The 11,944-nt window shown below is 47.2% G+C and carries 9 protein-coding genes; all 9 read right to left on the minus strand.

The window, feature by feature from the left end:
* Positions 1-145: 145 nt before the first annotated feature.
* The 9 genes from MKY23_RS24040 to MKY23_RS24080 all read right to left on the minus strand — a co-directional run bounded on the left by MKY23_RS24040 (position 146) and on the right by MKY23_RS24080 (position 11,925).
* Positions 146-1,048 (minus strand): carbohydrate ABC transporter permease, encoded by a 903-nt coding sequence (locus tag MKY23_RS24040; RefSeq protein WP_336121857.1) that lies wholly within the window; start codon positions 1,046-1,048, stop codon positions 146-148.
* Between the two features lie 15 nt (positions 1,049-1,063).
* On the minus strand, positions 1,064-2,047 hold the full coding sequence (locus tag MKY23_RS24045) for a sugar ABC transporter permease (protein WP_145334795.1): 984 nt from the start codon (positions 2,045-2,047) through the stop codon (positions 1,064-1,066).
* Positions 2,048-2,345: 298 nt separating this feature from the next.
* Entirely contained in the window at positions 2,346-5,360 is a 3,015-nt protein-coding gene (locus MKY23_RS24050) for a sugar-binding domain-containing protein (protein WP_336121856.1), read from the minus strand.
* A gap of 133 nt (positions 5,361-5,493) precedes the next feature.
* A complete protein-coding gene (locus MKY23_RS24055; protein ID WP_336121855.1) occupies positions 5,494-7,101 on the minus strand; it encodes a response regulator transcription factor in 1,608 nt (535 codons plus the stop codon).
* Positions 7,094-8,884: a histidine kinase gene (locus tag MKY23_RS24060; protein WP_090924963.1), complete on the minus strand. Its 1,791-nt coding sequence runs from the start codon at positions 8,882-8,884 to the stop codon at positions 7,094-7,096. Before MKY23_RS24060 ends, MKY23_RS24055 begins: the two co-directional genes overlap by 8 nt.
* A gap of 243 nt (positions 8,885-9,127) precedes the next feature.
* Positions 9,128-9,550: an OsmC family protein gene (locus tag MKY23_RS24065; RefSeq protein WP_090924948.1), complete on the minus strand. Its 423-nt coding sequence runs from the start codon at positions 9,548-9,550 to the stop codon at positions 9,128-9,130.
* A 75-nt stretch (positions 9,551-9,625) separates the two neighbouring features.
* A complete protein-coding gene (locus MKY23_RS24070; protein ID WP_145405987.1) occupies positions 9,626-10,372 on the minus strand; it encodes an amino acid ABC transporter ATP-binding protein in 747 nt (248 codons plus the stop codon).
* Between the two features lie 16 nt (positions 10,373-10,388).
* A complete protein-coding gene (locus MKY23_RS24075) occupies positions 10,389-11,033 on the minus strand; it encodes an amino acid ABC transporter permease (protein WP_123065900.1) in 645 nt (214 codons plus the stop codon).
* Between the two features lie 31 nt (positions 11,034-11,064).
* Entirely contained in the window at positions 11,065-11,925 is an 861-nt protein-coding gene (locus MKY23_RS24080; protein WP_339832730.1) for a transporter substrate-binding domain-containing protein, read from the minus strand.
* Positions 11,926-11,944: the final 19 nt, after the last annotated feature.

An 11,944-nucleotide genomic window follows, 5' to 3' on the forward strand; every position in this document is an offset into this window, starting at 1 on the left:
TATAGCTTCATGAGTATCCTCTGCCGCCGTAGCTGAAAATCATGCCGTTACGGCAGCAGTTCGGATATCCCGAGCTTCTTGTATAAGTACTTTATTATAGGTGTACAATCCATTATTAAGCCAGTCTTTACATCGGATCACAGGTCTATGCTTTTACCGCTCCAAGCGTCATTCCGCCAACAAAATACTTTTGCAGGAATGGATACACAATCAAAATTGGAACGGTAACGACGATTGTAATCGCCATTTTGATCGACTCTGGAGAGATTTGCGTCATTTGCTGTGCCATATCATTCGCATTTCTTCCGGCTCCCGAACCTTGTTGTGTACTTTGCAGTACTTTCATCAACTCGTATTGCAACGTCGTCAGATGTGCTTTTGAGCCGTTATACAGATACGTATCAAACCACGCATTCCACTGACCCACTGCCAAGAACAAAGCAATCGTTGCGAGTACCGGCTTACACAGCGGTAGAATGATCCGGTAATAGATTTTGAAATCATTCGCACCGTCCAGCTTCGCTGATTCCTGCAAGGCATAGGGCAAGCCGTCAATGAATGAACGGATGATAAATACGTTCCAGGCACTGATCATACCAGGCAATACGTATACCCAGAATGTACCGATCAGGTTCAGGTCACGCATCAGGATGTATACCGGAATCAGACCACCCGAGAAATACATCGTCAGCGCCAGTGTTGTAGATACAAATTTCCGAAGACCGAAGTCAGGCCTGCTTAGCGTAAAGGCGATCATGGATGAACTGATCAGTCCAAGCAGTGTACCTACAAGCGTACGCATAATGGAGATTTTCAAGCCCTGGAGCAGACCTTCATACTGGAAGATCGTCTGATAGTTCTGTAATGTAAATTCACGAGGCCATAAGTAAATTCCGCCGCGTACTGTATCTGCTGAGTTGTTCAGTGAGATCGCCAGTACGTTAAGAAATGGATAGAGTGTTACAACCAGCACCATGGTCATCGCGAGGATATTGAATATATCGAACACTTTATCGCCCCGTGTGGCATTGAATGCTTTGTTCGCCATAATGTCTCCCCCTCCCTACATGATGCTTTCTTTGGTGAATTTTTTGAACAAACCGTTGGCCGTAAACAACAGGATGATACTGACAACAGAGTTGAAGATACCTATCGCTGTACCGTACGAGAATCGGCCCATATTCAAACCGTAATTGAGTGCGTAGAGATCAAGGACTTCCGAGTAATCCAGGACCAGACTGTTCTGTAGCAAAAATTGTTTCTCAAAACCGATGCTGATCAGATGTCCGATGGACATGATGAACAATACAGAAATCGTCGTCCGGATCCCTGGCAGTGTGATATGCCACATCTGTCTAAAACGGTTTGCACCGTCTACACGGGATGCTTCATACAGTTCTTGGTCAATACCAGTGATGGCCGCCAGATAGATGATCGCATTCCAGCCCGTTTCCTTCCACATATCTGAAGCGGTTACAATGTACCAGAACAGATTTCCCTTAGCCATAAACTGAATCGGCTGATCAATAATATTGAGACCAATGAGCAGGTCATTGATAATGCCTCCATCCGTGGACAGCATCTTGGTAATAATCCCCGCAACAACGACCCAGGATACAAAGTGAGGCAGGTACGATACGGTCTGTACAGCCCGTTTGAAGAACATGCCTTTCATTTCGTTCAGGAGGATCGCGAAGAAAATCGGCACGATAAAACCGACAACCAGTCCCATCAAACTCATCGCAAGTGTATTTCGAAGCACCAGATAGAACCTGTCATCACTGAACAATTCTACAAAGTGTTTAAAACCAACCCAGTCCTGTTCACCAAACGACCTGGCTGGTTTATAGTTTTGAAAAGCCATCGTCCATCCCCACAGCGGAAGATAGTTAAATACAAAAACCCAAGCGACGAATGGCAATGACATAAGATAAAGATACTTCTGCTGTTTCATTCTGTCCCAAACTCCGTTACGCCTTGGCTTCAATGGTGGCTGGGAGTCACTGCCTCTTTTCGCGGAAGCGGATTTCTTTGTTAGCGTTTCCATCTCCGTTCCCCCTCCTCTGTTTTTATAAAATAATCATAATCGATAGAGCGTTTTCAAAATACCATCTGGATTTTAGAGAAAATCATATAAAAATTAGATATCCCCCTCTAGAATCAGACATTTATCCGTTAAAATTAGAGATATTAAATACTTATTAGTGTCATAAAATCTATATGAAGTAAAAAATAACTTTTTAAACTAAAATACGAAAACGTTTTTCGGAAATCGTTTACTTTACATTTTATGCATCAAAAAAGAGACCTGGTTAGGTCCCTTTAGTGTCTTGATTCGTGTCTTATCACAATGTGAATTGAATAGGTTGAAGTTTGAATACTCCTAGCAACTCGGCGGCTGTAACGGAGCTTTCCGGATGAAACTGCTCTCCGCAGGCATAAGACAACATCTCTTGAAAAAGACAAGCAGCTTCCGGACGCTTCATCAAGGCGGTGTCGGTAAAAGGAAAAGTGGATACCAGGATACTCCCCTTCCCTGCTCTGGCCTCAAAAGCATAAGCGAGCCGTTTCGCTCGGTGAAAATGATCTACCACCTCGATCAGCGGTGTAGCCCCCTGCATGGTATCCAGGCATATGGCCGGCGTATCATTCACAAGATGATACCAATGCCAGTCCGAAGCTCCATCCTGCGGAAAAGCTCCGAGAAGAGCTGTTTCTTTCTCCATATACATACCCATCGTAGCCCCCGGCTGGGTGGCAAACATGAGATAATTCCAGAACACCGGCAGGTACTTCGTTTCCACTGGATCATACAGATCCGTTGCACCCGGCATAAGCCAAACTCTTCCACCATTCAAGAGAAGATCCAGTACATTGGAGGTTAAGGACTTTACAATCAGCAGGTCATGCTGATTTTCCTTTAACCATCGGAAACCATTCACATGATCTACAGCATCATGATAAGAATCAGCGAGTAGGGGCTGTAGTTCTTTTACCGTATTCCAGATGCGCTTCATCTCTCCATAACATTCGTTTTGCATCTTCATCTGTGGAAAAGACCAACCATGCCACTCATTCTGAGCTACCGTAACGGTTGCTAAACGATGGGAAGAGTGAACCGTGGAATACTCCGCATTACCGGGATGCAGCGGATCATTCACATGGTCGCAACGTAGCTCAGCCTCCACTCGAAACGCAACTACACCTTCGGCCTGAGAGTTAACCATTATACTCCCGAGAGATGTTACCGCACCGCACGGCATATCTCCGCAGCTCCATTCTCCTTCAGCCAGCATCCGTTCGTCCGTAACCGTAACCATTCTCCAGTGAATGGAAGCATTTTTTAACACCCTTTTGCCAAAGTGGGATACACGTACTTCGATTTCAATCGGTTCTCCAGCATAGTATGTCCGCTCTCTGGAGCCAAGAAGGATGACTACCTCAGCATTGAATTGTTTTACTTCATTCGGTGTGGTTATCCCTTTATCGTCCCAAAAAACGTCCAGAAAACCAGTGGTGGCGTGTCCCTGTCCCGGGAAATCACGGATATCCAGCAGTTGGATGCCCGCAGCATCTGGCGTACGTCTTACTCGCTCCATCGCTTCTTTAAGGGATCGCATCAGATGTATGCCCGTTGCCTGCTGGTATTGTTCCAGCTTTGCCATCATGCCTTTACGTGTAAGCGACTCTTCGACGGGTTCTAACCACGTAGGACGAAGGACACCTGTATACTTCTCTCGTTCCTGGGGACGTACATACATCGTAAATTGCGCATGTTCATGCCCGATCACCGGATGTGATGCAAGCCGTGTAACCGCATGATAATCCAGCGTAGTGTCGGGTACCGCCGCCAATACAGACTCCAGCGGGGGATGCCAGTTGAATGATTGAATAAAATAATCACTCTCCCTGCCTTGAGCTGGAAGGTGTCCAAAGCCTGTGTTATCTGTATATAGTCTCGACGGATCTGTATCTCTCGCTCTTGAGATAAGCGCATTCAGTTCTGGATGCCCGTTAGCGTCAATTAACTCATTGCCGAGGGAGAACAGGACAAAGGAAGGATGACGATGCAATGCTTCCAGCAACCGATCTAGCTCCTGTGTCAGATACGTACGTATTTCAACTGGAGCAGGCATATCCCGCTGTTCAAAAAAACGTGACCAGTGAGGAAGCTCTGCTTGTACAAGCATACCCTCTTCATCGGCAGCTTCCCAGAATGGTTCCGGTGGACTCCACCCGTGTAAACGAACATGGTTGAAGCCATATGACTTGGCTATGCGAAATTGCTCCACATAGTACTGTGCATCCCAAACGGGATATCCCGTAAGTGGAAAGATACAACAGTCCACATACCCGCGCAAAAACACTGGTGTTCCGTTCAGGACAAGTTGTTTTCCACTGGATGCAAAAGAACGCATGCCAAACCGCTGCTCCACATGGTCAAGCTTCTGTTCGCCTGCCTGCAATTGAACTACCGCCCGATATAAGAGGGGATTCTCATCGCTCCACATGGCAATCGCATTCTCGGAGTCCAATGCAATCTGGCATACCCCCGTCAACCAGCCCTTCTCAACACTGCTATTCAAGGAATTATCATCACTTCCAGTGTTTGCACTGTTCCCAGTACAATCGATATCCAAACACTCGCGCTTTAGCCATGAGCCATCCGGATGCTGGATATTGATTAGAAGCTGCAACGGTGCGACTGAGTCTGCAGCTGGATTAATAACCGTGTACCGAACTGCTATCTTTCCGTTAGCAGGATCAGGTTCAATACGCACCGTATGTACCCGCTGCATGGGTTGCCTCTCCAAATAGGCTCCTCCTGTAATACCTCCCCAAGCGGTAGCCGTATGTATTGAATGAATGTGACTGCCGGCGAGAGGAAGCTTCATCGTGTTATCAACCCAAATCTCTACACGGTTCATCTCGCCAGGCTTCACCCAAGGGGTCACATCCCACGTCTGTTCCGTCAGCAGACTATCCCTTTCTCCCGCTTCGTTCCCATTGAACCACAGCCTTGATGTCCAGCGTACACCTTTCAGTCTGAATACATAGTGTCCGTTCTGTGCATCATGTGGAACATGGACATCCTGCGCATACCAAGCCGCCCCCTCATACTCTCGGATTTTGGTCCACGTGTCGATTCTGGCATACCCCGGTTCTTCGCCATATCCTTGCTCTTCCCATGACCCCGGAACTTGAATCGTATCCCATAAGGCATCATCCCGGTGCGGGGGGATGTATGTCCCAGCATTCTCTCGCTCTCTTCGTTCTCCACTCGGTTCACTTAATTGAAAATGCCATGTTCCGTTCAAATTGATCGTGTGACGTACAGTTGTTAAATCAGTACGATTCATATCCTGCAGCCATCCCTTCATCTGGACTCTTGTACTTTGTACAATCAGTCTACGGTGTACAGCTTGGACATACCATTGCTTATTCGGGGAAGTACATGGACTATATTATGAAGAACTCCAGCACCACCGCCGGTTATTCATCTTCATTGTCATGGTGATTCGTTTCTCTCGTGTGAGATTGGGATCTGGATTGTTTATACGCCGAAGGAGATTCTCCTACGTATTTTTTGAACTTACCGTGAAAATAGTCCACATTGGCATAACCGACTCTTGAAGCTACCTGATGCACCTTTAACCCTTCGTCAAGCAATGCTTTCGCTTTCTCGATCCGAACTTTATCCAGAAAGGCGTTAAAAGATTCGCCCGTGTGGTTCTTGAACAATTTCCCCAGATAACTGCTGTTGTAGTTAAACACCTCGGCCAGAACCTCCAGCTTCAGATTCTCACCGGGATTACGCTGAATGAACTCAATCATCTGCTTCATCACGGTATCTGTACTGCCTCCGCCCATACGCTGAATCAGACGATGCAAATGTTCCGCCGCCATCGCTTTAAGATCAGCCATCGTGAACTGATGATATACCTCATTAATCAGCACGGAGTGATCCTGCATAATGGTTTGCATGTGCTGATTCGCCGCAGCAAGTTTATTGAACGCGAGCGAGAACACCTGCGAAAATGCCGTTTTGATTGCTTGCTCCGTCCAATGATACGGAATCAGTCGCTCCTCCATCTCTCCAAGCACACGCATAACCGATTCACTGCTGCGAATGTCCAAGGCATAATACAGCTTGTCCGCCAGCTCAACTTCATCAGGCTCTTGAATGCCGTCTGCCTGGGCTCCCATACCGTTACTCTCCGCACTTGAAGGAGACAATCGCCCTTCATCCCAGCGTTTGATCCGTTGCTCTGTGAACAGGAACCGTTCTGCCATAAGGCTGCTCGCCTGTGTATATGATCTGGCAATCTCGGTAGTAGACTGTACCGGTTCTCCAGCGGTAGCGTACATGTGAATGTTCCACTCTGCGAGTAATGTTTGCAATTCATCATATAGATTCTGTGATGAGGTATTCTGAGTAACCGCTTCTTTGATCAATAACCCCAAGCCGGAATGATATGAAAATACGATACCTTTGTCCTTCTGATCGAATGCTTCAATCAGTTTGCGTTTCATCTCATTGCCCCGTTGCAGATCAAGCGTTGCATGAATCTCCAGCAAAATCACTTGGTACTGAGGCCAATGCAGTCCAAGACTGTCCTCTTCCTTGCTCCCCTTACCTTGTAAAGAGTCATATAATAATGCTTCAATCTGATGTTCTCTGTATGCCGTATCTTCGCCAGCGTAGCGGGCCTGCGTTTCCTGTTCCTGATGAAGCTGTCCCGCAATTCGTTCCAGTTCAGCGATGATCTCTTCTTCGTCAACCGGCTTCAGCAGATAACCATCCACGCCGAAGCTGATTGCTTTCTTGGCATAATCAAAGTCAGCATAACCGCTCAAAATCAGAAAATGTGCGTCAGGTTCATGCTGGCGGATCTCTTCGATGACTTCCAGGCCAGTCATGCCTGGCATCCGTATATCAATAATGGTCAGGTCCGGCTTGATTTCGTTGAAACAGGCGATGGCCTCGCGCCCGCTTCCGGCTGTAGCCATGACCTGGAAGCTGTATTTTTCCCAATCGATAATCGTGGTCAATCCCTCGCGAATGCTTGGTTCATCGTCTACCAACAATACTTTATACATGCTGGTTCCCTCCTGCTGGCAAGGTGAAAGAAACCTCTGTTCCTTCCCCGTACACACTGTTAATCTGTAACCCGGCATTTTCCCCATACGTCAAAGTCAAACGCTGATGCACATTTCGCATGCCAATCCGGCTCTTCTCCTCTTCTTCAGGACCGCTGACAAACTGCATCACTTCTGCAAGTCGTTCCGGCGTGATGCCCGCTCCATCATCTTTCACTTGTACCGTGACCATACGATCCACCATACAAATCAGAATATGCACCCGCACGGTTCCTTCTTTGTTCTCTAGTCCATGCACAATAGCGTTTTCTACAATCGGCTGAATAATCAAAGGCGGGATATACATCCTCTCCACCTCAGGGTCCAGATGAATCTCAAAGGCTAACCTGTCCCCATACCGAAACTTTTGAATCTCCAGATAGGAACGCACCATTTCCAGTTCTGCCCGAAACGTTGTTTTGCCGCTGCCAATCTCCAGACTTTTCCGCATCAGCTTGCCAAGCAACCTGACAATATTCGCAATCTCTGCTTCTCCCTTGATGTGAGCCTTCATGCGAATGGATTCAAGTGCGTTAAACAAAAAATGAGGATTAATCTGGCTGGCCATCATTTTCAGTTTAATCTCTTTTTGGGCGATTTCCAATTGGTTGTTCTGTTCTGTTGTCTCGACCACCTGAGTCATCAGTTCGTTAATACTTTTCACCATGTAGTTGAACTGACGTGATAATTGCCCGATCTCATCGTTCCCGTCAATGCGCGAAGTGACGTTCAAGTCTCCAAGAGCCAGCTTGTTCAGATGTTTACTGAGGCGCAGTAGCCGGTTGGAGGTGAGGAATGAAATAATGTAAACCAGAAGCAACGCAATCACCAGCACCATGGTAATAAAAATCATGCCGATCTGGCTAATCTGGTTGGCATCTTTCACGATATTTTTGGTCGCAAACACCGAGATAACCTTCAGTTTGTTAAAGCTTGATCCCGGCCCCAATTCATCAATGACAATATTCGAGGGTTCCCCCTGAAAATCAGCTTCAATGGTTCCCTTAGGTTGACTCTGGAGGTCTACGCCAAAATCAAGCTGACCCAGCGTTTTCCCGACCAGGTCGGTATTTTTTGCTGCAACAACGTAACCCTGCTCATCGGTAATCAATGTCTCGAACTGCTCTTGGCGCAACAAACCGTTAAGTTCTTCCTGATTGATTACAATCATGAGCACACCTTCGGTCTTATATTCGGCAAAAGGAACTTTACGTACCAGACTAAGCCGGTGAACCGGATTGTCTTCGTTGCCAGGGATATAAAACCAGCCAATGCTCGTTGTTTTCAGCGCTTCCTTGTACCAGTAACTCTGCTTGGTTCGTTCATTGACCGGAATAAATTCCAGATTATTGATCAATGTCGGGTTCGTTGAGTAAAAACGAATACCCGCAATTTCCCGATATAACCGCCTGTATTCTTGAAAATCTTTATATGCGAGGTAAGCTGAGGTCAGCTCCACCACACTTTTATACTGTCGATTCACGATCTCCTTGAGATCGGTGTTAAACATGAGCAAGTTGGATATGTCTGTAGGTACGCGCAGCATCGTTGCCGTCTGGCTTTTAATTTTATCCACATTGATGATCGTTTGCCCAATGGCATTATCCAGCGCTTGCTGACGAAAATAACTGGTCACTGCGAGACCAATAATCAGGACGGGAACCATGACAACAAGCACGTAGGAAATGAGCAATTTATGCTTTAATTTGAGATCATTTGTAATACGAATCAGCCGTTTTAACATATCCGCACCTTCCGTCATCTTGTATAAGCGCTTACAACTTGCGATCATCCGAAGCAGGTCACTCTCACCTGCGCATCCATCATACCACATAACTGCAGCCTTCGATTTGACATTAAAGTGGAGATATGGACCTGAGTTGTTATGGATACATCGATGGGATTCAATAAAATATGACTATGCTAAAAAGACACTTCCGCGATTGGAAGTGCCTTTTCATTCAAACTAAAGTGAAATTAAAGCTTTTTAAGGACGAGGTGTGCTCACGCCATTGAGGATCAGCTTCGGATGGATATCTGCGCTCAGTGATGCGGAAACGGCGCAGTATTTCTCTTCAGCCATCTGGATGGCTTTCCAGATCCGGTAATCCGGTATATCTCCGTCCACTTTGAAGATCAGGTCAATGGACGTAAAACCTTTGGGCATATCCTCGCTCCGCGTCCCTTGTGCTTCAATCTCAATCGAATCGATCTTGTCCAGAAAAGCATCCAGAATCATCGTGATGTCGATTCCCATACAACCACCAAGGCCAGCGAGTAACAATTCCATCGGCGTAGCGCCTTGGCTATCACCGCCATATGCCGCTGTGGCATCCATGCCTACAGCATACCCTGAGGGTCCTTCGGAGGTAAACGCGCGTTTTCCCTTCCATACTGTGGTTACGTTCATGATGTTTTCCTTCTTTCTATAATTAGTTTACACATACACTCCGATGACAGAATAACCTTCCCATCACTGGGTGGTTTAAAATTCGGTAATCTGCCGCAGGAACTGGCGTGTACGCTCTTGCTCCGGATGTTCAAAAAAGGCTTCAGGGCTAGCTGTCTCCACAATGGAGCCGTCTGCCATAAAGACAATTTTGTTCGCCACGTTCCGGGCAAATTTCAGCTCGTGTGTCACGACCAGCATCGTCATGCCTTCCTGCGCCAGCTCTTTCATCACCGACAGCACCTCTCCAACCAGTTCGGGGTCGAGGGCCGAGGTCGGTTCGTCAAACAGCATCACTTCCGGCTCCATCGCCAGTGCCCGTGCAATGGCTACGCGTTGCTGTTGTCCACCGGATAAACGGGAAGGATAAGCATCCTGCTTATCCGACAGCCCTACACGATCCAGCAAAAGCCGGCCGCGTTCGGCGGCTTCGTCCCGCTTTATTTTTTTCACCGTCACAAGACCTTCCATAACATTACCAAGCACCGTCTTGTGCGGATACAGGTTAAACTGCTGGAACACCATACCGGTCTGGCGACGAATCTCCAGCACCCGGGCACGTTGCACACGCAGCGGATCTGCGCTGTTTACCACAATGCCGTTCACTTCGATCTGTCCGCCGGACAACTGCTCGAGTCCATTGAGACAGCGTAGCAGTGTACTTTTGCCTGAGCCACTGGGACCCAGCAGGACAACAATATCCTTGGCATCTACATGCATATCGATATTGGTGAGCACTTCATGATTTTGAAAACGTTTGGTTAATCCAGTTGTAGTAATCACCCGGTTCTCTCCCCCTTTAGTAAGCCCGGGCCAGCCGGCGCTCCACTTGTTCCAGAATGGCCGAGAAACCGATGCTCATAATCCAATAAATCACGCCGATTGCCAAATAAAATGGCATGTTGAGCGCATACTGCGAAACCAGAAGCTGCGCAGACCGCAACAGCTCGGTAACGCCAATTGCAGCAACAAGCGATGTTTCCTTGAGCATTCCGATAAAGGTATTCCCCATCGGTGGAATGGCAATGCGCACAGCCTGCGGGAAAATGATCCGTCTCATCGCCTGTGCCGGAGTCATACCGGTAGCGTATGCCGCTTCCGTTTGCCCTTTCGGTACAGCTTGAATCGCACCGCGGAACGTTTCCGACAGGAAAGCCCCCGCGTTCAGACTGAGACCAAGACAAGCGGCCGTTAGTGACCCGAGAGTTACGCCGTAGTCCACAAGCCCGTAATAGATAACGAATAATTGCACCAGCAGCGGGGTTCCCCGCATGATGGATACATAAAATCTGGCGATCAATCTTAGCCACATCGGTCCTTTAAGCCTGGCAATGGCTACAAGCACCCCGATAATAAAGGCAAAAAACATAGAGATCACCGTAACATAAAGCGTATAATAAGCCCCCTTCAAAAAGAAGGGGATATTTTCGAATATCAGTTCCATGGATCAAACTTCCCTTCGCCTTGCAGGTTCATTATTGCGCAGGCTCTTCACCAAACCATTTTTTGAAAATGGTATTGTACGTGCCGTCATCCTTCATGCCTTTCAGTGCATCGTTCAGTGCCGCTACAAGTTCAGGGTTGTCCTTACGCACCGCGATACCTGCCTCGTCACTCTTGATCGCTTCGCCAACAGCTTTAATTTTGAATCCATTCGCATCTACGATAGGTTTCAACGCATACAGGTTGTTGATCGTTGCATCGATCCGTCCTGCGTTCAGGTCTTTCAGAGATGAGATAACATCATCATACGTTTTAATTGTAAAATCTCCGACTTTGGGCAACACTTCGTTGCGCAGGTACGTTTCATCGTTTGTGCCCAAACCTACACCGATTGTTTTGCCTTTGAAATCTTCCAGTTTCGTAATATCGTTGTTGTCTTCTTTGACAATAATTTTGACCTGGTTGGTGATGTACGGATCACTGAAATCCAGCACTTTTTTACGATCGTCCGTAATCGTCATTTGGCTGATAATCGCATCCAGCTTTTTCGCTTGCAGACTTGGTGTCAGACCGGAGAACTCCTGAGATACAAACTCAACCTTAACGCCAAGACGCTTCGCGACTTCACGTGCGATATCCGCATCAAATCCGTCCATTTCTTTCTTGTCATTCAGGAAGTTGTATGGACGATACGTACCCATCATGCCGACTTTCATGACACCTGCTGATTTGATCTGTTCCAGTTCGTTGCCACCAGACTGTGCTGCATTGTTTGTATTGCCATTCTCCGCCGCGGGTTTGCTACCGCAAGCACTCAGTACGAGCACAACCATGAGCAGAATCGTGGTGATAGACCACCCTTTGCGAATTTTAGTTCCATATGTGTTATTCATGACGTTAACTTCCTCTCAT

The organism is Paenibacillus sp. FSL R7-0272 (genome assembly GCF_037969905.1).
GTDB classification, from domain to species: domain Bacteria; phylum Bacillota; class Bacilli; order Paenibacillales; family Paenibacillaceae; genus Paenibacillus; species Paenibacillus polysaccharolyticus.

What these genes read in the sequence shown, in the direction of transcription:
- MKY23_RS24040 (WP_336121857.1), bottom strand. Translation starts at nt 1,048, where the DNA reads ATGGCGAACAAAGCATTCAATGCCACACGGGGCGATAAAGTGTTCGAT.
- MKY23_RS24045 (WP_145334795.1), bottom strand. Translation starts at nt 2,047, where the DNA reads ATGGAAACGCTAACAAAGAAATCCGCTTCCGCGAAAAGAGGCAGTGAC.
- MKY23_RS24050 (WP_336121856.1), bottom strand. Translation starts at nt 5,360, where the DNA reads ATGAATCGTACTGATTTAACAACTGTACGTCACACGATCAATTTGAAC.
- MKY23_RS24055 (WP_336121855.1), bottom strand. Translation starts at nt 7,101, where the DNA reads ATGTATAAAGTATTGTTGGTAGACGATGAACCAAGCATTCGCGAGGGA.
- MKY23_RS24060 (WP_090924963.1), bottom strand. Translation starts at nt 8,884, where the DNA reads ATGTTAAAACGGCTGATTCGTATTACAAATGATCTCAAATTAAAGCAT.
- MKY23_RS24065 (WP_090924948.1), bottom strand. Translation starts at nt 9,550, where the DNA reads ATGAACGTAACCACAGTATGGAAGGGAAAACGCGCGTTTACCTCCGAA.
- MKY23_RS24075 (WP_123065900.1), bottom strand. Translation starts at nt 11,033, where the DNA reads ATGGAACTGATATTCGAAAATATCCCCTTCTTTTTGAAGGGGGCTTAT.
- MKY23_RS24080 (WP_339832730.1), bottom strand. Translation starts at nt 11,925, where the DNA reads ATGAATAACACATATGGAACTAAAATTCGCAAAGGGTGGTCTATCACC.